The organism is Acinetobacter sp. YH16040_T, assembly GCF_024605785.1.
Lineage (GTDB): Bacteria > Pseudomonadota > Gammaproteobacteria > Pseudomonadales > Moraxellaceae > Acinetobacter > Acinetobacter amyesii.
Window position 1 is genome coordinate 542,954 of sequence record NZ_CP094541.1, and the last position, 23,063, is coordinate 566,016.

Genomic DNA, 23,063 nt, shown 5'->3' on the forward strand with positions numbered 1-23,063 from the left:
TACAATGATGGTTTTCTAAAAAAAGGCGCATTATGCAATTTCTAAAATGCTTTAGACTTGGCATTATGCTGTTAAATTATTTTGAGTGAGTTTCACATGGCACAAGGACTATTGGCTGGCAAACGCTTTTTAATCGCGGGTATTGCAAGTAAGTTATCAATCGCATTTGGTATTGCGCAAGCTTTACATCGCGAAGGTGCAGAACTGGCTTTTACATACCCAAATGAAAAATTAAAAAAACGTGTAGATGATTTTGCTGAACAATTTGGTTCAACTTTAGTTTTCCCATGTGATGTAGCAGTGGACGCTGAAATAGATACCGCTTTTGCTGAACTTGCTAAACATTGGGATGGTCTAGATGGTGTTGTGCATTCAATTGGTTTTGCACCGGCACATACTTTAGATGGCGATTTCACTGATATTACCGACCGTGAAGGTTTTAAAATTGCTCACGACATCAGCGCATATAGCTTTATTGCGATGGCTCGTGCGGCAAAACCTTTATTGGCTGCACGTCAAGGTTGCTTATTGACGCTGACTTACCAAGGTTCTGAACGCGTAATGCCAAACTATAACGTTATGGGTATGGCAAAAGCGTCACTAGAAGCAGGCGTACGTTATTTGGCAACAAGTCTTGGTGCTGAAGGTATTCGTGTAAATGCGATTTCAGCAGGTCCGATTCGTACCTTAGCGGCTTCAGGGATTAAATCTTTCCGTAAAATGTTAGATCTAAATGAAAAAGTCGCACCACTTAAACGCAATGTAACTATTGAAGATGTCGGTAATGCAGCATTGTTCCTTTGCTCGCCTTGGGCAAATGGTATTACAGGTGAAATTCTGTATGTTGATGCTGGCTTTAATACTGTAGGTATGAGCGCTGATCTGATGGCAGATGCTGAGTAATTCTCTTTAAGTTCCCTCTCCCTTTGGGAGAGGGCTAGGGTGAGGGAATAAAATCCTCTACCCTTGCGAAACAGTATTTCTCATCTCCTAGAAGAAGAGGGAATAAATAAAGCAATAAAAAAGACCGCTAAAAGCGGTCTTTTTTATATCTGAGATCAAGTAATTAAGCTTGGCCTTCAGCAGCAGTTTGCGCACGTTGCAAATTCGCTTCGAATTCAGCATCGAAGTTAATTGGTGTAAGCAATAATTGTGGGAAGCTGCCTTTAGTCACCATATCGTTCACTGCTTCACGTAGGAATGGGAACAAGATATTTGGGCAGTAAGCACCAAGAATGTACGGAAGACGTTCTTCTTCAACGCTATCGATCAGGAAGATACCTGCTTGAGTAACGTCAACGATAAATGCAGTGTCACCCGCATTGTTTGCTTGAACGACAACTTTGAGTGAAACTTCGAAGTGTGTTGGATCAACTTTTTCTGCAGAAGAAGAAAGGTTGATATTTAGTTCAGGCTGCCATTCTTTAGTAAATACTTGAGCCCCAGGTACTTCGAAAGAAATATCTTTAGTATAAATACGCTCTAATGCCAATTGTGGTTGAGCTTGTTGTTCTTCACTCATTGTTTATTCCTTAATATGAGGTGACGATTTATGTTTAAAATTAAGATAGCATGCCGTCGAGTTTGCCTTCACGCTCTAAAGCATAAAGTTGGTCAAAACCGCCAATAAACTGATCATTAATAAAAATTTGAGGAACGGTACGATGGTTGGTGCGTTGCATCAATTCAACACGTACTTCAGGCGCTTCATTTGATAAATTAATTTCTTTATAAGCCACGCCTTTACGCTCTAGGAGCTGTTTTGCACGAATGCAGTAAGGACATACAGTTGTTGAATAAATCGTAACTTCAGCCATGTTAATCTCCTAAGAAGCGCTTATTTGCTTTTAACTAAAGGTAAGCCTTGAGCTTTCCAGTTGCTAATGCCGCCATCTAGACGGTATGCATCAGCATGACCGACTTGTTGCAATGCAGAACCTGCCACTTGACCAAGGTTACATACAAAAACCAACGGGCGATCAGAAGTTTTTAACTCTTCAATGTGTTTTGTAATTTGGCTATATGGAATATTACGGCTACCGCTAATATGACCTTCGCGGAAGTCTTTCGCATCACGTAAGTCAATCAATTGAGCATTTTTAGCTTTAACTAAAATCCCTAAAGATTGAGGTGAAATTTTGCGACCATTACGCTGGCCTTCAAGAATAAAGAACAGCACGACCAATACAGCCAGCGTTCCAAATAAGAAGGGGTGATTCCCCATAAATTCGAACCAACGTTCCACAATTCACCTAACTACAATTTTAAATTGCCAAGAGTATAGCCCATAAATATGGTGATCAAAATCACCCCTTCAAGGGCATGAACAGAATAAAAATTAATTTTTTTGCTGCGCTTCCGTGATTTCGTCGATCAGACGTAAATAACTGTCTAATCGGCGCGGTAAAATTTCGCCATTTTGAGCCGCCATTCTAAGCGCACATTGCTTTTCATGTTTATGCGTACAGTTACGGAACTGGCAATAGCCCAAATGTGACACGATCTCAGGGAAACCTTGTTGAACTTTTTCCAATTCTAGGTGCCATAAACCAAATTCACGGATTCCTGGTGAATCAATCAATGCAGAACCTTCACCAAACGCAATTAAGCGCGTAGAGGTGGTGGTGTGCTGACCGAGCGCGGAGTTTTCCGAAATAATATTGGTTTTTTGCGCAGCATCCGGAACAATGGCATTAATTAAAGTACTTTTACCAACCCCAGACTGACCTACAAATGCGACAGTTTCACCTGAAAGGCGAGCAGAAAGTGCGCTTAAGTCACCATCAGATTGAGTTTGCATGACCTCATAGCCCAAGTCACGATATTCTTGTAATAGCGTTAAGATCGGATCATTGTCTTTAAGCAAATCGGATTTATTTAAGACCAATAATGCTGGAATATCGGCATCTGCGCAGGCCACTAAATAGCGGTCAATCAGGCCTGGCGCTGGCTCAGGAAGTGGTGCAAATACAATCACAATCAGGCTGACATTGGCTGCGACAGGTTTCACTTTGTGATAACGGTCAGGGCGTGTCAGTAAAGATTGGCGTGGATGAATCGCGGTAATAATCCCTAAACCTGTGATCGGGTCAGCTTGCCATTTGACACGGTCACCCGTCACCAATAATTCGAGATTGGTACGGGTATGGCAGCGCCAAACACTGCCTAATTCGATGGGTTTCCAATGTGGTTCAGGTTCACCTGCTTGCACAATTGGTTTTTCAGGATGTTGGTCGGGTGTAGACAGCGCTTGAACTTCAAGTTGACGACCATAATGTTGGACGACCAAGCCTTCCAAATCTGCAGAAGTATCGATTTCTTCCTGACGAGATTTATGTTGCTTCTGAATGCGACGTTGCTGCTGTTCAGTCAGTCGGCGCTTACGAATTAAAGCCATTCATATCCTAAAAAACCATGAAAACTAGATGGCAAAAATAGCATGAAAGCAGGGTCTATTTACAGCGCAAGCCCAATAAATTTGCTACTATGTTCATTTTTACAGCCTAATAAGATTGCACATTTATGAGCAGCACACCTGATACACGCCTGATTTGGATTGACCTTGAAATGACAGGTCTAGATACAGATAACGACCAGATTATTGAAGTTGCAACAATTGTGACGGATGATAATTTAAATATTCTGGCGGAAGGGCCTGTGCTTGCGGTACATCAGTCTGACCGTGTGCTCAATGCGATGGATGAATGGAATACTCGCCAACATGGTCAATCAGGCCTAATCGAACGTGTACGTCGTAGTAAATTAACAGCACAAGATGCTGAACAGCAAACTTTAGAATTTTTGAAAAAATGGGTAAATCCAAAATCATCACCAATGTGTGGTAACTCAATTTGCCAAGATCGTCGTTTCTTGCATCGTTTGATGCCTGAAATGGAACAATACTTCCACTACCGTAATCTCGATGTATCATCAGTGAAAGAATTGGCGAAACGCTGGCGCCCAGAGATCATGGGGGGCTTGAAGAAAAATGCCTCGCATTTAGCAATGGATGATATCCGTGACTCGATTGCAGAGCTTAAATACTACCGTGAATATTTCTTTATTATGAATAAAGACTAAGGTTGTAAGATCGAAAAAGAGGCGAAAGCCTCTTTTTTTAGCGCTACTTTCTCAACTTTTCTGCATTGAGTTTTTTGAGGTTTAATGCCTCGAAAACTACCCATAAACACAACATAATTATAAATTGTTGTTCACTTTCATAGTGTGCAAAAGCCACCAATGCGAACAGAGTGAGAAATAGAATTCGGATGATATTGCTTAGATTCAAATTTTTCTTTTGATATATCACGATCAGTGTGGCGTAGGCCAAAATAAGTAGGGTATTCAGACACAATAAAATAGAAAAAAACATGGCGATCCTACATAGGCGGATAACAATATTATTTGAGTTTTAGTATAAATTTTAATCGAAATTATTGTGCTTATTTTCATTTGTTGGATCAAGCCATCTGTGTGATAGAAATATTACCGCAGTCAAAATGAAGGAGTTTTGTTAGAATGGCGCTTCTGTTTCCTGCTTTTGTACTTTTATGACTGAACTGCTCCAAGATGATGAATATGACCGCCGTTTTGCTGGCGTAGCCAAAATATATAGTGATGAAAGTTTTCATCATTATGAAAAAAGTCATGTCATGGTGATCGGGATCGGTGGTGTAGGCTCATGGGCGGTAGAAGCTTTAGCGCGTACTGGTATTGGTGAGCTGACCTTGGTCGATATGGATGTAGTTGCTGCATCGAATATTAATCGACAATTGCCTGCCATGAGCACGACACTGGGACATGAAAAAATTGAAGTGATGGCAGAGCGCTGCCGTGCGATTAATCCCCGAATCAAAATAAATTTGATTGATGATTATCTCACACCCGAAAATGTCAAAGAAATTTTGGCAGGTGCTCCTGACCTAATTTTAGATTGTATTGATGATGTGAAGGCCAAATTTGCCTTAATGCTACATTGCCGTTTTAATAAAATTCCGTTGATCGTTTCCGGTGGAGCAGGGGGTAAACTTGATCCGCTGAAAATCCGAGTCGCAGATTTATCAAGAACAGAGCAAGACCCGATGTTAGCCAAATTGCGCACACAATTACGCGGCAAAGGCATTTGTAAAAAGCCGAAAGAAAAGTTTGGGATTACCTGTGTTTATTCGATTGATAATCCATTTTCCAGTGCTGATGTTTGTCCAAGTGCAGGCTTACGTTGTGGTGGATATGGTTCAGCAGTAGTCGTGACGTCCAGCTTTGCGATGGTGGCTGTGTCAGAGGTGCTCAAAAAACTTGATGCAAAACGAGCAAAAGCATGACAGTTATCTCATTTTGAAAAAAATAAAGCACCGAATTCGGTGCTTTTTTTGTATATAGAATTAAAATCAGACACAATGTTGGAATAATTAAAATATTGATTTTTTTGGGGCGAGTATGTGGTTTTTACTGATACTAATTTTGGGGATGGGAGCACTTGCGTTTTGGATGTGGAAAAGACCCGATCCAGTGAAACGCGATCAGGCTAAAGCGGTTGGGCATGACTTGTGGATAGACCAATTAGATGCGCAGCTGAAATTCGCAGAACGCTTAATGCTTGATGCACCAACCGACTATGCGCGTGCCTATGAGTTGTATCAAAATTTAGCCAAACAGCATGAAATTCCGCAGGCCTATGTCGCTATGGGGCAGATGCATTTACAAGGCTTAGGCCGAGAAGTCAGTGTGGAAAATGCGCTGGCTTTATTGGAAAAAGCCAATAGTTTAGGTAGCGATGATGCTGCATATGTGTTGGGGCAAGTTGAAGAAGGTATCTATGGCGGTGTGCCCAATATTGAAAAAGCACAATATTGGTATCGACATGCGATTTCACGCGGTCATTTGGATGCACAATATCGACTCGCCGAATTAAACCCAGAAGATCAAACACATGCCGAGCAGCAACATTTGGATTTGTTGCAAAAAAATGCGGACAATGGACATGCCAATTCACAGTATCAATTGGCACAGTTCTATTTAAACCAAGCCACGCCAAATATTACTTTGGGAGTGGAATATTTACTGAAAGCTGGCCAACAAGATCATATGGCGGCTATTCAGCAGTTGCAGCAATTCTATGCACAAGGAAAGTATCTTGCGCAAAATGATGAAAAGTCATTGCAATATTTAAAGCGAGGATTGCTACTCGGGCACCAGCAGCAGTTGTATGAATATTATCAAGCAGTATTGATGGGTAAGATCGACGTCGATCAGCGTCAGCGGGTGTATCATGATCTTTTACAGCAGGCCAAAGAGCACAAAGTTGCAGCAGCCAGCCGATTATTAGGCATTGCACATTTTCATGGTTGGTACTTGGAGAAGCAGGAAACTTTAGGTTTTCGCTTTCTGACCGAAGCTGCTCAACTTAAAGATGCTGAAGCGATTAGTCTTATTGCCGCGCTGTATTTTGAAAAGTATTTGGTTAGTGATGATCCGCAAAAAGCATTTGAGTTATATCAAACAGCGTATCAATTCAAACCATTATTCATTAACCAAGTCGGTTTGGCACTATGCTACCTACATGGGGTCGGTGTTGAGCGAAATATCAAGCAAGCACAGCAATTTTTAGTTGAAGCTGCTAGGCATTTAAATGATATGTCCATTACTTGTGTCGCCGATCAAAACTATGTGATTGGGCGTTTTTATGCATTGCCAGAGTATCCATTAGCACATCGTGATCAATGTCTGAGCTATCTGGAAAAAGCCGCAGAACAAGGTTCGCAGGATGCTGCTTGGTATCTCTACCGTTTAGCCGTGGACAATATCTTGCCTGATCTCTCATTTGATGATAGTCAAACACAGCGAGCATTGTTGAAAGCGGCAAAATTAGGCCATCCAGATGCACTCACGCAATTGGGTCTAGTTAATTTAAAAGGACAATGGGGAGCACAAGATTTCCAACAAGCATCGCAGTATTTTTCGCAAGCGGCGGCATTGGGAAATGTGACTGCCTTGTACCAGCTTGGTGAAATGTCAGAACATGGTTTGGGTGTGCAGCAAGATTTAACTCAGGCACATAGTTATTATGTACAAGCTGCTCAGGGGATGAATGCTGCGGCATTAACGCGATTGGGTTATTTATATATTCATGGCATCGGTGTAGAGCGGGATCTTAAAATTGCACAGCAATATTTAGAAAAAGCGGCCTTGCAAGGCTATGTTGAAGCACAAGAGCAATTGGAGAATATTCACGCATTTTTAAATACCAATTAATCGTGATGCAAAGCAGTAAGGTGGTATGAAGAGACCTGAAGTTTAGTTTGATGGTCTCTTCTATTTTTAATACAGAAATAAATAGAGTAAAAATAACATAAAGAATTAATGTGGAAATTTGAATTTTTACTTACATAAAACCCAACAAAGCAGGCAGTTTATGCCTAGAAAAATATGAGTTTTTTTGATTAAATACCCCGCATATTTTATAAAAATCTGATTTTAGATAATAACGATGCTGAACAATATTTATTCTGCACTTGAGAAATTGGGCATTAGTCCACAAAAACGTGCCTTGCATATTAAATTTTCCAATACCACGCTGAATGAACAAGTATTCTTGCAACGTATTGATGGGGAACATGCCTTAAGTGAAGGTTTGAATGTTCAGCTCATCTGTCTCTCAACTTCTGCCACGCTCGAACTGAAACAATTTATTGGCACGCAAGTCGCAATCGATCAGGTGACCGATGCTGGGCAACTTTTTCGTATTACCGGGATCATTACAGAAGCATTTCAAGGCCAAAGTGATGGTGCATTAACGCTATATAAGTTGACCTTAGAAGATGCAACGGCATTATGGCATAAGCGTCGTAATAGCCGCGTGTTTATGAATAAATCGGTCAAAGATGTGGTCGAGATTATTTTTAAGGAATGGCAAAAAAAGAGCCCACTTTTTGCAGCGAGCTTAAGTTTGGACTTAAGTGGCTTAAAAAAAGAGTATGACGTTCGACCATTCATGATGCAAAGTAATGAAACCGACTATGATTTTATTACCCGCTTATTACGCAGTGAAGGCATTCATTGGTTGGTTGATGAAGCTCAATCTTTTGTAACATCGTCTGCGACACCCATAGCAGCCCAAAAGCTACGTTTGATTGATGATAATAGTCAATATCAAGCTTTGGAGCGACGTAATATCCGTTTTCATCGCAGTAGTGCGACTGAAAAAAATGACAGTATGACCAGTTTTATCGGTCAGCGCAGTCTGCAGCCGACGTCGGTACATGTGCAGCGGTGGCAGGCGGATGTGCTTGAACAGGACGAGGGTGGTGGTGCAGTACAAAGCAAGCACCTACATAGCCAAAATCAAGATAATGCGAGCTTAAGCTTAGAGCAGGCATGGCATGTGAGCCCTGCATGGATGCAAGATCTGAATGGTGAAGATGCTGCAACTGCCTCTAATAGTGCTCAAGTTGAACGTCTCAATCAAAATTTTAGTGATTATTATGCGGCTCAAGCCAAACAATTTATTGCTAAAAGTACCGTGCGTGATACACAAGTTGGTTACTGGTTCAAATTGGATGAGCATCCAGAGATTGACCAGCATCGTGGGGCCGATCAAGAGTTTTTGATTTTATCCAAGTCTTTTTATAACCAAAATAATTTACCTAAAGACTTAACTGATCAAGTCACCCAGCTGATTCATCAGAGTCAGTGGCAAGTCAAACAAAGCGAGGCGGATGAACGCCAAGCCAATACCTTGGCTTTACAACGTCGAAATATAACGACCGTCCCTGAATTTAATCCACTTACACATCGACCAGTAACACATCCCCAACGTGCCAAAGTTGTGGGGCCTGCCGGTGAAGAAATCCATGTTGATGAATGGGGGCGGATAAAAGTTCGTTTTCTGTTTACCCGTTCTGATGATCATGGCCATGATGGCGGTGCAGGTGCGAATAATAACGACACAGACTCGGCTTGGGTTGATGTGTTGACCCCGTGGGCCGGCGAAGGTTATGGCGCACGCTTCTTACCTCGAATTGGTGAAATAGTCGTCGTTGATTTCTTTGATGGCAACATTGACCGACCTTTTGTTGTGGGGCGTATTCATGAAGCGCAGCGTAGTCCCACTAAATTTGACAATAAAGGACAATTACCCGATACCAAAAAACTCGCGGGAATTCGCTCGAAAGAAGTGGCGGGAGAGGGTTTTGGTCAATTACGCTTTGATGACACCACGGGGCAAATTAGTACCCAGCTACAAAGTAGTCATGGTGCGAGCCAACTGAACCTCGGTAAGCTCAGTCATCCAAAAGATAAAGCAGAAAGTGAAGATCGGGGTGAAGGTTTTGAGCTGCGGACCGATCAATGGGGGGCAGTACGAGCTGGACAAGGTTTATTGGTGTCGACTTATAAACAGGAAAAGGCCAATGGTGAACATTTAGATGCAGAGATTGCAAGAACACAGCTGGAGACGAGTCATAGTAATAGTAAGTCTTTAAGTGATATTGCAAAGCAACAAAAAACAGATGAAATTGAATCTGTTGAACAGCTAAAAGCTTTTGCCAGTGAAATAGAAAAAGATATCGCTAAATTTAAAAAAGCCATTCTTTTACTTAACTCAGTGGATGGTATTGCACTGAGTACACCAGAGGATATTCATTTATCTGCAACAGGCATGATCAACCAAATTGCCGGTGATAGCATTAACCTGAGTACGCAAAAAAATATTGTGGGACAAGCTTTAGGTAAGGTTAGCTTATTTGCAGCTCAAGGTGGTATTAAAGCAATAGCAGCGCAAAGTAAAGTCGAAATTCATGCACAGTCTGATGCTTTGGATATTTTGGCAAAAAAAGGAATTACGATTTCTTCTACTGAAGACAAAATAGAGATTAGCAGTCCTAAAGAGATTGTGATCACAGGAGCTTCTTCCCAAATTACTTTAAATGGCTCGGGAATTTTTGCTAAGACAGGCGGTAAATTTGAAGTAAATGCAGGGCAGCATCTATTTAAACCAGCATCGAGTGCTAGCAAGTCTGCACAACTTCCTGCTTCTAATCCGATGAAAGGGGCCTTAGAACTGCTTAAGAGCTATGGTGGTCAAGATTTCTTTAGCGGAACTGGATTTAAAGTGATTGATGCTTTGGGCAAGCAAGTTACAGGAAAATTAGACGGCAATGGCTTTGCTCAAGTAACGGGTATTGCACCAGGACCGGCTAAAGTTGAGTTTGACAAAGATCCTCGAAGTGCTTGGGATTCAGCGAGTCATTTTAAGCGTGACTATCAATGGGCAGAAAACGTTGTACCGGGAGCTTCAGACTTGATTCAGAATGCACTCGGGTCGTTGGGGCAAAATTTAACTTCACAGCTTAAAGATAACTTATTCAATTTAAATGCAGATTCTTTAAAAAATATAGGAAAAAATGCATTAAAAGATGTTGGTGGACAAGCGTTAAATCAATTTAAAGACCAAGTCACCAACTCTGCACTATCTGCAATTTCATCGAAACTCAACTTGGGGCTTTCTGCTTCACAAATGGCAAGTTTGGGTCAGGGGGCACAAGGCTTATCCAGCGTATTAGGTGGAAGTGGAATGAGTAACGGCATCGTTTCTGGGTCAACTGCTGCCGCAGTTCAGAACTCTCAAGCAACTATTGATAAGGATATTGTGGGTCGTAAAATTTCTTATTCTACACGTGCATTGACCTACACAGAAACGATTCGAGAAGGTGCGGTAACACCCATGAATGTAGCAGCTGCACCCGTGGCAGTGCCTAAAGTTACTGAAATAAAAGTAGCAGAAGTTGCACCTGCACCAGTGATACCTGTCCTTGCCAGTGACGATGATTGGGTAGATAGGAAGCAATATTCAAGCCCTTATCTCACTTATAGCGAAACTACACGACCGAAAAAGAACAATGGTTAGCATTTGCTAAAGCTAGCGTCAAACACAGTTTTAAATATTTAGAATTTGAGTAATAGGTTTTTACATGACAACTGATCAAAATGTTCAAAAAGAACAACAGACAATAAATAAGCCAGCCGTAGAACTGGCAATTTTTAATTTAGAAAGTGTGACGCATACTGAAGATCATAAATTTATAGCCCATCAAATTCAGGATTATTTAAAAGCGTGTGGTAATACAAGTTTAGAGCAGTTAAAAGCCAAAGCAAATGTCCCTACTGTAGCCAATATTTTTGCACTTTCAGGTGCAGTGTTGGACTTACTATTATTTGCTACCGAGCAAGAACAGGGTGATGCTGCTGTGCAAAAATCTGCTTTGCTGAGCATGAACCTGATTGGCTTATATTTAGAGCCAAAAGCTGAAGCGCATGTACGTATGGCATTACGTCCTTTGTTGGGGCTAATGGCTGAAAAGCTCTATCCAGAAAATGGCAAAATTCAAGAGGCCGATCTTCGCCGTATGTCTTTGCATCTGAATGCACAGATTGCAGGGGATTTAGAAAAGTTTCTGACTGAAACACAGGCCAAACTTCCCGCATTATTAAGTGGCGCAACAACTTTAGGCACGTCTATTCTAAATACTTTTGCAGCGCCGATTCAGTCAGGACTGGTTTCACCCACTATTAGTTTTGGTGCAACTGCGGAAAAGCGTGATCCGACAGAACAATTTAGCAATTGGGCAAAACCGCTGATTGATTTAAGTAAAACTAGCGCACTTGCCAATATGCTGCCTAAAATAAGGAAAGAACAAACAGGCACGCTGCTACAAACTCAAGCAACTCAGGCATTGAGTTCATTTCCAAATGAAATTCAACGTCAAGCTAACGCAGGTCTAAAATACAGTTTGGCATGGCTAATTCAAGAAACCTTAAAAGCCATTAAAACGCAAGGTAACAAAGCCAATGCCAGTGTGCCGATTAATCAAACTGGGGAACATGAGCAGCACACCACAGGGGATACTTTAGAGTTTGTGACGCTGCAGGCCGATGCACTGAATAATCCGCCTTGCCAAGGGGCTGACTCGCAGTCTAAGCACAGTATCAGCTATTCTATCGGTGCTGAACGGGTCAATCATACCGATTTTTATTTACCTAAAGTGGGTTTCAGCTTTAGCCGTCAATATAACTCGCAAATGCATGAGTTTGACCAAAGCCTCATGGGTGCGCGTTGGATGATGCCTTTTTCGAATGTCATTTGCCAAAATAAAAACGGCTATTTGTTTATAGACAGCAATGGCCGCAAGCATCAGCTGCCTGCATCAATTGTGTATGAGGCTTATACGGTGCCTTATGAAGGCTTTAGTATAGAACCATTAGAAAATGAAGACTTGCTGCTGAATTTTGGTTCAGCGTGGAGTTTTCATTTCCATAGCTTTAATGGCGGAAAACACTATCAGTTGATTCAGCAATTTAATGAAGAAACAGATGAAAAAGTTGCTTTAAGTTATATTTTGTTTGAGCAGCAGGCTTATCTACAAGGCATTGATTTTCAATTGAAACGAGGCAAGCATCAGCTCAAGTTTGCCTTTAATGATCAAGTAAAAGTTATCGCTGCTTTTGTGGATGAACAGGCAGAGCCAGTTTCACGCTATGAATATGATACGCAAGGTAATTTAATTCAGGCAGTGGATCAAAATGGCCATGTACGCAGCTATGAATATAATGATGCGCATCAGCTGACCCGTTATACCGACCGTACTGGTCGTGGGCAAAATATCCGTTATGAATCAAAAGAGGCGAATGCCAAAGCCATCGCAGAATGGGCAGATGATGGTAGTTTTAAAACACGTTTGGAGTGGCACCCGAGACTGCGCCAAGTTGCTGTGTACGATGCTTATGATGTGCCAACCTATTACTACTTTGATTTAGATGGTTTTACCTATCGCACACGCTTAGCCGATGGCCGTGAAAAATGGCTATCGCGTGACAGTCAAAAACGTATTACCCGTCAAATTGATTTTGCAGGCCTAGAAACCGAACAAGTTTATAACGAGCAAGATCAGTTGGTTAAAATCGTACAGCCGAATGGAGGCATCATCCGTTTTGCCTATGATGAAGCAGGAAATTTGACGGAAACTAAAGATCCAGAAGGTCATATTTGGAAAAAAGAATACGATGCAGACGGTAATGTAACGAAGGAAATTAATCCTTTAGGTTATAGCACGCAATATAAATACAACAACGATAATCAAGTTGTAGAAATCATTGATGCCAAAGGCGGCTCTAAAAAAATTCAATACAATGATTTGGGGCAAATGACCGCATATAGCGATTGTTCAGGTAAAGAAAGCGCATGGGAATACGATGAAGAAGGCGCACTGACGGCCCAGCAGTCTGCTGCTGCGCAGCAAATCAAATATATCTACAGCTCAGAAGGTAAAGACAAAGGTCAGCTTAGAGCAATTGTCTATCCTGATGGTTTAAAGGAACAATTTGAGCATGATGAAGAAGGGCGCTTGCTGAAGCATACGGATACCAAAGGTTTAAGCACGCAGTACCGTTATAATGCTGCGGGTTTGCTCGAACAGCGTATAGATGCGAACCGTCATCAAATTGGCTACCAATGGGATCAGCTAGGCCGTATTCAAAAGCTGATCAATCAAAACCATGCAGAATATTTATTTGAATATAACCGTTATGGTCAATTGACACGTGAACAGGCCTTCGACGGCGAAGAAAAATATTATAGCTACAATGAAAACGGTCAGCTGTTCCAAATCCGTCAGCCGAATGTGTTTACTCAATTTGCATATTTTGCTGATGGTGCAATCGCTTCAAAAACTTATACCCATGCACAAACTCGTGTAAGTCAAACAGAAGAATTTGAATACAACCTGAATCATCAGTTGAGTAAGGCGACGAATAAAGACAGTCAAATCGATTTTTATCGCAACGCGCTTGGCCAATTGGTCCGTGAGCATCAGCATTATAAAGTGCCGCATTTAACTCCGCTGACGGCTGTGCTGCGTTATGAATATGATGTGCTGGGAAATTTAACTCAAACGATTCGCCCTGATGGACAGGTTCAAAGCAATTTGAGTTATGGTTCAGGGCATATTTATGGCATTGCGTTAAATAAAAAAGACATGGTGGCATTTCAGCGCGATGATTTACACCGTGAAACTGCGCGGATGCTCGCCAATGGATTGGTTCAAACCAAAAATTATAATGATGTGGGTTTACTCAGTTCGCAGCTGATTCAGCCAGAGCAAGAGACTTTAGGGCGAGTACAGCATCAGGCGGAACGGCAGTATCATTATGATCAAAATTATCTACTCACGCAGGTGGACGACAGCCGTTTAGGCAAGCTGAATTATCAATATGATGCGGTTGGCCGTTTGATACAGAGTCAAAGTGTGCATAAAACGGAAAGCTTTACTTTTGACCCTGCGGGGAATTTAATTGACCCGATTGCCACGCAGGCGTCTCAAGTGAAAAGTAATTTGATCGCTCAATATCAGGGTAAAAACTATAAATACGATGCGCAAGGCAATGTGATTGAAAGCAGCCATGCAGGTAAAACATTAAAACTGACGTGGGATAACCTGAACCGTTTGATCCAAAGTGAGCTTAATGGTCAGGCGACTGAATATGGTTATGATGTATTTGGAAGGCGTTTATACAAGAAAAATCAAAATGCGCAAACCCTGACCTTATTCGGCTGGGACGGTGACCTGATGATTTGGGAGTCACAGCAATCTAATGACGTTGAAGAAAACTACACTAAGCATTATGTCTATGAACCGCAGAGTTTTGTACCGCTGCTGCAAACGGGCTATACAGGTTTTATCAAGCTTCTAGAAACCCCAGATTACACTCAATTTCAGCATGAAGATTATTCGGTTTATAAAGATCCGCTATGGAAAACGGAAACACGAAAAAATAAAGCTGAATTGGAACGAGTGCTTTTTTATCACTGTGACCAAGTTGGCACACCACAAACATTAACTAATGAATTAGGTGAGTGTATTTGGGAAATTAAGCAGAATGTATGGGGTGACGCTTTAGAAATAAAGGCTTCTCATAATTTACTTGAGCAAACCAATATTCGTTTCCAAGGGCAATATTACGATAGTGAAACTGGCTTACATTATAACCGTTACCGTTATTATGAGCCGCATAGTGCGAGATATGTAAGTAAAGATCCGATTGGACTAGCTGGCGGACTTAATAATTTAGCTTATGTAAGTGATCCGAATCAGTGGGTAGATGCGTTGGGGTTGGCGAAAGTATTTATTCATCCCGATGGGACATATTCCGATAGGTATGTGCCTGGAAGTAAAGGTTTAAATTCTGAAGCTCAGGAATACATTGCCAAACTTAACCAACGTTCAAGTACACAAGCTACATCTAAAAATAAATCATCATCTTATAAATCATCAGATTATAGTAATAAAGCTAGTCAGGATTATCGTAATGCTATACAACAAAATAAAGCAGCATTTGAAACTTTGGATCGTGGAAGTAAACAACTGGAAAAGATATCAAAGGGTACAAATAAAATTAATAGTAATCAACAACCTGATTTTAAAGGCTATAATTTTCTGGAAAAAACCCAGAAGTGGGTTGGTGAAAAAAGGGATCAAATACAAAAAGGTCATGAAAACTTTGGAAAGTATAGTCCAACTGGTATAGCTAGAGATAGAGAGTTAGATCATATTGATAGAGTTGCAAAATGTATATTAGAAAATAAATGTACCTTAGACTATGCAGTTTGTTCAGGTGGAATGGGGCCATTATCTACAGGAGCTGTAGTTAACTTACATGATGGTAGCGTGTATTTAACAGGAAGCGTTAGTGGAACATCTATTCCAAATGAAGTTACTAAAATGCTAAATACGAAAAACTTGTCGCCATTTCAATTGGCAAAGGGAATTTCTCAAAGTGTGGCAGCTAAAGGTGGGAGCTGTAGTTTTGGCACTATTACTAATAAATCCCAAGCAGATAGAGCGGATATAGCAGAATTTGTTAACAGATGGTTACCTGGTAAGAGTGTTACTACATCTGTTGGATTTTTTGGTGTTGTTGGTGGTGTGACTGTTCCACATACTCAAAAATGGTTTGACCCAAATGCCCAAATTGGAATTGAGGTGGGTGGCGGTAGCCCAAGAATTGATATGTCGGAAGGTGTAACTTCAAGTCAGCGTATTTATCAAATTGAATTTTTAAATAAGGCTAATAGAAAATGATTTTTTCAAAACTAAGTTTATTATTAATGAGTATTTTTATATTAGTATCTTGTACAAATACAAAAGTTACTAAAGAAGGGGAGTACTTTAAAACAATTACTTATAAATTCTTTAAAGATTTTGAACCCAATGAAGAGGTCTTAATAGATAAAATTGATAATAAATATTCAGTGACTCAAATAAATAAGTCTGATCTTTCCTTAAGTGATTTTAAACAGATTGATAATAAATTAAAAAAAGATGGGTGGAGAATAATATCAGCTAAAGATAAATTTTTTGAATATTGTTTTGGTGAGAAAATTTATTTGGGTGCACTATTTCCAGAAAAAGAAAAATATAGAAATTTTGCAGGTAATGAAGTTTTACCATTTAATCAAAAAAAATGGCTAGTCATTATGTCGTATAGTGAAGGAAAAGTAAATTATTGCCGCAATGATGAATTGGAAAATATAGAGTTGGAGGATTTATGATAACTTATTTATAATTTTTTTAATAGGTTTATTTGACTTTATTAATTACATAAAAATTTTAAAGATAGGTTATCCATGACTTAATCTTATTCAAGTATTAACTTGGTTATGAGGTCGGTCTAATTCTGTGTATTTGTTTAACATGGCTATAAGTGTATGGATTTCATTAGGATGACTGAGAAAGAAATTTTTAGCTAATTTGTTGCTTAATATTTTGATATAAATAAAATCTTAATATATTTCTAGAATGGTATGTAAAAAGAAAAAGCCTCTCTAGGCTTTTTTAATATGAATTAAGGTAATTGTGGAAAAAGTACTACACTTAATCCCTGCACCAACGTTACATAATCATTGTATTAAGTTGTCATTAAAAAGTAAACATGTATTCTTTTCCGAATTGGTTTGATACTTTCTCCACCCATTGCTCTATTTTATCAGCTGTCATGACTTGAAAATCTCGCCAATAATATTTCATCTGCTTCCATACCATCTCGATTCGATTTAACTCAGGGCTATAAGCTGGAATAAAATACAGATTCGTCGAAAAGTTAGTTTTAAGTAGCTCTCTGTAATCAGCCATCTTTTTACTTCTATGAATCGAGGCATTATCAACAATAAGAACCAATGGAAGGTTATACGTCTGTTTAACTTGTTGAGCTATTCCAGTTAAATAGGCATAAAACCAAGTGCTTGTAACTGACTCTTGTAAACAACTTGTCACCAGTTTCCCCGTTGAAAGCAAACACCCCATGACATTAACTCGTTTTAATCTTATTGCATCAACCGCATGAACATTACCTATCTTTGTCCACGCATAGCGGTTATCAGGTGTAGATGAAAACCCTGTTTCATCAACATAACCTAATATAATTTCACCACGTGCCGCTTGCTCTCGTAATTCTTCAATCTGCTGTGTTGCTTGTTCAAATACAATCGGATCTCTTTTTTTTCAAGCTATGACGGGTACGCTTGAAGACCATACCTGAATCACGTAAAAACTTACGAATGGTTTCAACAGACACGGACACTTCGTATTCTTCATGTAGTTTGACTCGGATTTGTTCTGCATTGAGTGGACTTGTATTGACCCAATCTAAGATTTTCGCCTGATAGTCTGAGATCAATGTATTGGGTCGACCTGAGCGATGACCTTCTTTAATCGATTCAAACTCATACAATTCCCAACGTCGGCGTTGTAGTGTTAGCGGCAGTGTAAAAATGACCCCCTAATGGCATTTAAAAACTGACCCCCTTGGTTAATATAGCGGTCATTTTGGACTGCTCAACATGTTAACTTTGGAGCAAGCAGTGACAATCCAAATACTTCATCAACAAGGTAAATCTATTAAAGCCATTAGTCGTGAACTGGGGCTATCCAGAAATACCGTACGTAAATATTTACGGCAAAACACCACACCTCAGTATCAGCGTATACAGCCTAGAATAAGTATCCTTGACCCATATAAACCCTATTTACTCCAACGTGTAAACGCAGCTCATCCTGAATGGATTCCTGCTGTCGTGCTCTACCAGGAAATTTTAAGGTTGGGATATCCAGGAAAGATCAGGATCTTGAGGGAATATCTTGCAACATTAAAACCAGTTGCTCAACCGGAACCGATCATTCGTTTTGAAACCCAACCTGGCCAACAAATGCAAGTGGATTTCACCACGATTCGACGTAACAACACGACTTTAAAAGCTTTTGTCGCAACATTAGGGTATTCCAGAGCGACTTTCGTGAAATTTTATGATCATGAACGTACCGATGCATGGATCGATGGTCTAGAAAATGCATTTCAGTTCTTTGCAGGAGTACCTCAGGAAATACTGTTTGATAACGCTAAAACGATCATGATTGAACGGGATGCCTATCAGGAGGGGCAGCATAAATGGAATCCCAAACTGCTCGACTGCGCCAAGAAATACAGCTTTCGTCCTCGCGTATGTAAGCCCTACCGTGCACAGACCAAAGGCAAAGTTGAACGCTTTAATGGATACCTCAAATCAAGCTTTATTGTGCCATTGAAAGCAAGCCTGAAGACTTCGGGTTTACTGTTAGATGTTGATGTCGCCAATGCCCTCATTGGCCGGTGGCTGCATGAAACCGCCAATCAGCGGATTCATGCCACCACGCAAGAAAAACCGGCTGTTCGACTGCAACAGGAGCAGCAAAAATTTACGCCATTACCGCAATCAGATACGGGTTCTGGCACTGTACCTGTTGCAGCAGCACAGCATGTCATGCCCTACGAGAGTTTGCAGCATCCCTTATCGGTATATGACCAGTTGCTGGGAGTTTCCTGATGAATCTGCAATACGACCGTATAGAGCAACTTTGCCAAAAGCTCAATCTGCCTGCCATCGCATCACAATGGTCACATCATGCACAACAAACATTAGGTCAAGATGGAAGTTATGCCGACTTTGTTGAAGCGATCTTGACGCATGAATATGCTGCCAGGCAACAGCGCAGTCAGCAGGTACTGATGAAACTCTCAGGCCTGCCTCAAGTCAAAACCCTGGAAGACTATGATTTTAATTATGCCCTAGGGGCCCCTAAATCACAGGTGATTGAACTGTTCAATCTGAGCTTTATTGCTAGAGCAGAAAATGTGGTGTTTCTCGGGGCTAGCGGAGTAGGAAAAACGCACTTATCTATGGCATTAGGCTATAAGGCCATCATGAACAACATTAAGATCAAGTTCATTACCGCCGCCGATCTCATGCTGCAACTGAGTACAGCCTATCAGCAAGGTAAACTGAAAACCTATATGCAACGTGCGGTACTGGGACCAAAGTTACTGATTATCGATGAAATTGGTTATTTACCGTTTGGACGTGAAGAAGCGAATCTGTTCTTTAACGTGATTGCCAAGCGTTATGAAAAAGGCAGTACGATATTGACGAGTAACTTACCCTTTAGCCAGTGGTCCAAATCCTTTGCAGATGATGTCACGTTGACCGCTGCGATGTTAGATCGGTTATTGCATCACTGTCATGTGGTACAAATATCGGGTGAGAGTTATCGTTTGAAGGATAAAAAAAGAATTGGGATTCAGCCCCAGGTTGAAACTTAATACGAGATCAAAGGGGTCAATTTTACTTTGCCATTTGAAAGGTAAAAGGGGTCAATTTTAGAATGCCGTTGACAGTAGCCTTATGGTTTCTGGGATACGTTCTTGTAGAGTGGCAACTTCTGCAACACTTTTACCTTCGGAAAGCCAGAGAATAGTTTGGGCACGTTGTCTTTCACGCCAATGTTTTGCATGTTTGGCCAGAAAAATGAGTCGTTCTCGCTGTTCTAAACTAAGTGGTACAGAAACAATCCGAGGCATGTGTGAACATCTGTTAACTAAAAAAACCTTTTCGCATGATTAGTTATTTTTGTCAACTTAGCTTTTTATTTGTTGATTTAAAATTGAAGCATAAAAATCGTGTATTAAGTCTGTAAACCACAGAGTTTCGTACCGTTACTGCAGACAGGTTATACCGGTTTTATCAAGCTTTTAAAAATCCCTTACTATGCTCAATTTCAGCATGAAGAATATCGTTTTATAATGATCCCATATGGAAAAGGGAAACACGAAAAAATAAAGCTGAATTGGAACGGGTGCTTTTTTATCACTGTGACCAAGTTGGTACACCACAAACATTAACTAATGAATTAGGTGAGTGTATTTGGGAAATTAAGCAGAATGTATGGGGTGACGCTTTAGAAATAAAGGCTTCTCATAATTTACTTGAGCAAAGCAATCTTCGCTTCCAAGGGCAATATTATGACGGAGAGACAGGATTACATTATAACCGTTACCGTTATTATGAGCCTAAGAAATTTTAAAGCACTGCTTTAAAATTACGCAAGGCAAGGTATGTGAGTAATGATCCGATTGGGTTGCTAGAAGGCTTACATAATACTAAATATGTAAGTGATCCTAATCAGTGGGTAGATCCGATGGGGTTGATGGGTGGGAAAGATAATGGATTATTTTGGTTAACTGATTCTGCCAGCGAGGAAAGCAACAATCAAATTAAGAATATGGTGCAACAATCTAGAAATAATCCAAATAATAAAACCCAACTAGAATTAATACAAAGTGATGCGGAAAAAGGGAGGGTTTTAAGAGCAAATACGCCTGCTGTAAGTCCTACAGAAAGTCAAAGAAATGATTTTCCTGTAATCAATAATAGTAGAGGTAGCAGTAACGGTGGAGTATTAGCAAAATTACTTCCAAATACTATGTCACCTTTGGCTAAAGATCCGCAACTCGCTCAGGATTTAAAGGCTCAAGGTGCTATGAGAAATAATAACCTAGGAGCTGTAGCCGTAGCGGGTTATGCCCCTTATGCTATTGTAGGTGGAAAAGAGGCAGCACCAGTGGTTTTAAAAGTAGGTCGAGAAGGAATAAAAAGTATACCGAGTTTATCGAAAACGGCTTTACAAAATGCGAAAAATATATCGGCAACGCCAGTGGGACAGGCTGTGGTAAAAACAACTGGTGGTAGTGTACTGGTGGATAGTAGTTTACAAGCAAAAGATATGTATAAATGTAAATGTTTACAATGGGATGGATCTAGATCTTTAGTTGCCGTAGGTACGGGAGCTGCTTTTGGAGCTTGGGGGGGGGGGCGATGGCACAAACAGCTAAAGTTCCATTTGTTGGTACAACGGGTGTGCCTACAGCCATTGCTGGAAAAAATACTGGTGGATTAGTAATTTGGGCAAATCAATTTGCATTACAACAAACATCATCTAGAGCAATTAATAGTAGCACCTCTGATGATAAGAAGCAGGATAAATAAAATGTTAACAATTCTAGTTGAAGTAATTTTATCATTTTTTATATCCAATTATGAATCTGAAAATTATCCTTATCTAGCAGGTTTCATAAAGGGAATAGTTTTAGGTATATCAGCTTTCCTCTTGGGGATGTTGATTGATGTTATTAATGATAAAATTATGGAAACACATTTGATAATATTATATTTCATTACTTGCATTGGTATAGGAATAATAGGAGGGCTATTTTTTATGTTTTTTACTTGGTTCACTAAAAAATAATACTAATAACATAAACGCTTGGTGTGACGGTTTTAAAAGCATAAAGGAACCGATTAACTGCACAAAAGACATAAATTTGACCTACAGTTACTTTTAAAAGGCTTTGTTGCACAAAGATTTGAAATACAAAGCCCCCCCTAATTGAGCCAAATTTAAGGCGTAACTTGGGTAAGTGGTCGACCTAATTCCGTAAATCTGTTGAGCACTGCTCCACGTGCATGGATCTCATTCACTTGGCTATCAAAACTCCTTGCAAAGAGTTTATCTCCTAATAATTTAATGCAATGCATCTTAGTTTCAACCAAACTTCGCCGATGATAGCCTGACCATTTTTTCCATAGTGTCCGGCCTAAACGTTTAATTGTTCGAAATAATTCATTCCCTCTAGCGAGCTACTCTTTGTATCTTTCCATGGTTTCGCATTTTTTCTAGGTGGAATCACCGCATCCTCTTGCCGATCTGCAATGACCTGACGGCATTGCTTGGTGTCATAAGCTCCATCAGTATAAACAGAGTCAATCCGCTCATCTTGTGGAATCTGATTAAGTAAATCGCCAAGCACCTGTGAATCACTGACATTATTGGTTGTAAGCTGAACTGCTCGTATTTGTAGGGTTTTAGTATCTATACCAATATGAAGTTTACGCCATTGGCGACGATATTCAGGTCCATGTTTCTTGCGCTTCCATTCGCTCTCACCTCGAAACTTCATGCCTGTAGAGTCCATGAGTAAATGCAGCCCATCGCTACTTTTTTGTTAGCTGATTACAATATCAATATGCTTTTGTCTTCTACAAAGCGTGGTGTAATCTGGAGCTATCCAATTTAATCCGCAAATTTTAATCAGACTTTGCATAAAGCCAGTAACCATACGTGAAGACAGACGAAATAAGGATTTAATTATTAAGCAGCATTGGATGGCTGCGTCGGAGTAGGTTTGATTTCGCCCTTGTTTGCCTTTTGATGGCGCATACCATTGCGTAGCAGGATCAAACCAAAGGGCAATATTTCCGCGACTCATGAGTGCTCGGTTATATGCGGGCCAATTGGTTGTGCGGTAGATTTTGTGTGTAGGTTTCTTCATTTGAAAATTATATCGCTGAAAAAGCCTTTACAGATAGGTTTGTTCAACAAAGCCATTGTACTCCCTCAAAATTTTGATCTAGTAAATTTTTTAATATTCTTTTCTGCGATTTTTACTTTTTATTTATGTATATTATTAAAAGTTCCGCAGCTTCGTTAATATATCTCAGTGAAAACTCTGAACAAGTTTTTGATCTGTATGGCTTTAAAAATCCTCAAGAAATATATCTATTTACTGCACGACATGAAGATACATCAGAGAAATTAATTTTAGAGTCTATTTACGATTATCGAAAAGTTATTAAAGATGATCCTTAT

Annotated in this window: 17 protein-coding genes and 3 pseudogenes; 12 read left to right on the forward strand and 8 right to left on the reverse strand. The window is 40.1% G+C overall.

Annotated elements, in window-relative coordinates:
* The first annotated feature begins 96 nt into the window (after positions 1 to 96).
* Positions 97 to 903 (forward strand): enoyl-ACP reductase, encoded by an 807-nt coding sequence (locus tag MST16_RS02595; RefSeq protein WP_078189642.1) that lies wholly within the window; start codon positions 97 to 99, stop codon positions 901 to 903.
* A 163-nt stretch (positions 904 to 1,066) separates the two neighbouring features.
* Here MST16_RS02595 and secB read toward each other — a convergent pair whose 3' ends face one another.
* From secB to rsgA, 4 genes are all read right to left on the reverse strand, one after another.
* Positions 1,067 to 1,522, reverse strand: a complete 456-nt coding sequence (secB, locus tag MST16_RS02600) for a protein-export chaperone SecB (RefSeq protein ID WP_078189641.1) — start codon at positions 1,520 to 1,522, stop codon at positions 1,067 to 1,069.
* 40 nt (positions 1,523 to 1,562) lie between these two features.
* Positions 1,563 to 1,817, reverse strand: coding sequence for a glutaredoxin 3 (gene grxC / locus MST16_RS02605; protein WP_078189640.1), 255 nt, complete (start codon positions 1,815 to 1,817; stop codon positions 1,563 to 1,565).
* A gap of 20 nt (positions 1,818 to 1,837) precedes the next feature.
* Positions 1,838 to 2,245, reverse strand: a complete 408-nt coding sequence (locus MST16_RS02610; protein WP_078189639.1) for a rhodanese-like domain-containing protein — start codon at positions 2,243 to 2,245, stop codon at positions 1,838 to 1,840.
* 93 nt (positions 2,246 to 2,338) lie between these two features.
* On the reverse strand, positions 2,339 to 3,397 hold the full coding sequence (gene rsgA / locus MST16_RS02615; protein WP_180010221.1) for a ribosome small subunit-dependent GTPase A: 1,059 nt from the start codon (positions 3,395 to 3,397) through the stop codon (positions 2,339 to 2,341).
* A gap of 125 nt (positions 3,398 to 3,522) precedes the next feature.
* On the opposite strand from rsgA, the gene orn reads away from it, so the two are divergent.
* The 6 genes from orn (at position 3,523) to MST16_RS02645 (ending at position 16,600) form a co-directional block, all read left to right on the forward strand.
* Entirely contained in the window at positions 3,523 to 4,080 is a 558-nt protein-coding gene (gene orn, locus MST16_RS02620; RefSeq protein WP_067763591.1) for an oligoribonuclease, read from the forward strand.
* 470 nt (positions 4,081 to 4,550) lie between these two features.
* Complete coding sequence (locus MST16_RS02625; protein WP_180004537.1) at positions 4,551 to 5,321, forward strand: ThiF family adenylyltransferase; 771 nt, start codon at positions 4,551 to 4,553, stop codon at positions 5,319 to 5,321.
* A gap of 115 nt (positions 5,322 to 5,436) precedes the next feature.
* Complete coding sequence (locus MST16_RS02630; RefSeq protein WP_180010222.1) at positions 5,437 to 7,251, forward strand: tetratricopeptide repeat protein; 1,815 nt, start codon at positions 5,437 to 5,439, stop codon at positions 7,249 to 7,251.
* 235 nt (positions 7,252 to 7,486) lie between these two features.
* On the forward strand, positions 7,487 to 10,903 hold the full coding sequence (locus tag MST16_RS02635) for a type VI secretion system Vgr family protein (RefSeq protein ID WP_180010223.1): 3,417 nt from the start codon (positions 7,487 to 7,489) through the stop codon (positions 10,901 to 10,903).
* A gap of 64 nt (positions 10,904 to 10,967) precedes the next feature.
* A complete protein-coding gene (locus MST16_RS02640; RefSeq protein ID WP_180010224.1) occupies positions 10,968 to 16,130 on the forward strand; it encodes an RHS repeat-associated core domain-containing protein in 5,163 nt (1,720 codons plus the stop codon).
* Positions 16,127 to 16,600, forward strand: coding sequence for a hypothetical protein (locus tag MST16_RS02645; protein ID WP_180010225.1), 474 nt, complete (start codon positions 16,127 to 16,129; stop codon positions 16,598 to 16,600). Before MST16_RS02640 ends, MST16_RS02645 begins: the two co-directional genes overlap by 4 nt.
* Before the next feature lie 367 nt (positions 16,601 to 16,967).
* Here the strand turns inward: MST16_RS02645 and MST16_RS02650 are convergent, their stop codons facing one another.
* Complete coding sequence (locus MST16_RS02650; protein ID WP_111886146.1) at positions 16,968 to 17,534, reverse strand: IS630 family transposase; 567 nt, start codon at positions 17,532 to 17,534, stop codon at positions 16,968 to 16,970.
* Positions 17,524 to 17,805, reverse strand: a pseudogene (locus tag MST16_RS02655) (helix-turn-helix domain-containing protein); the annotation flags it as partial. The pseudogene MST16_RS02655 and the gene MST16_RS02650, both read right to left, overlap by 11 nt.
* Before the next feature lie 82 nt (positions 17,806 to 17,887).
* Between MST16_RS02655 and istA the strand changes: the two are divergent.
* On the forward strand, positions 17,888 to 18,907 hold the full coding sequence (gene istA / locus MST16_RS02660) for an IS21-like element ISAba8 family transposase (RefSeq protein ID WP_180008621.1): 1,020 nt from the start codon (positions 17,888 to 17,890) through the stop codon (positions 18,905 to 18,907).
* Positions 18,907 to 19,680, forward strand: coding sequence for an IS21-like element ISAba8 family helper ATPase IstB (gene istB / locus MST16_RS02665; RefSeq protein ID WP_001053379.1), 774 nt, complete (start codon positions 18,907 to 18,909; stop codon positions 19,678 to 19,680). Before istA ends, istB begins: the two co-directional genes overlap by 1 nt.
* 75 nt (positions 19,681 to 19,755) lie before the next feature.
* Here the strand turns inward: istB and MST16_RS02670 are convergent.
* A pseudogene (locus tag MST16_RS02670) lies at positions 19,756 to 19,938 on the reverse strand (helix-turn-helix domain-containing protein); the annotation flags it as partial.
* A gap of 275 nt (positions 19,939 to 20,213) precedes the next feature.
* On the opposite strand from MST16_RS02670, the gene MST16_RS17495 reads away from it, so the two are divergent.
* The 3 genes from MST16_RS17495 (at position 20,214) to MST16_RS02680 (ending at position 21,662) form a co-directional block, all read left to right on the forward strand.
* The gene (locus MST16_RS17495) at positions 20,214 to 20,441 is read left to right on the forward strand and encodes an RHS repeat domain-containing protein (RefSeq protein ID WP_373683453.1); all 228 of its coding nucleotides are present in this window, start codon (positions 20,214 to 20,216) and stop codon (positions 20,439 to 20,441) included.
* 33 nt (positions 20,442 to 20,474) lie between these two features.
* Positions 20,475 to 21,314, forward strand: a complete 840-nt coding sequence (locus MST16_RS17500; protein WP_373683945.1) for a hypothetical protein — start codon at positions 20,475 to 20,477, stop codon at positions 21,312 to 21,314.
* 90 nt (positions 21,315 to 21,404) lie between these two features.
* Positions 21,405 to 21,662 carry a hypothetical protein gene (locus MST16_RS02680; RefSeq protein ID WP_078192682.1) on the forward strand — a complete coding sequence of 86 codons (258 nt, stop codon included), beginning with the start codon at positions 21,405 to 21,407 and terminating at the stop codon, positions 21,660 to 21,662.
* 152 nt (positions 21,663 to 21,814) lie between these two features.
* Here the strand turns inward: MST16_RS02680 and MST16_RS02685 are convergent.
* Positions 21,815 to 22,746: pseudogene (locus tag MST16_RS02685) on the reverse strand (IS5 family transposase).
* Between the last annotated feature and the right edge of the window lie 317 nt (positions 22,747 to 23,063).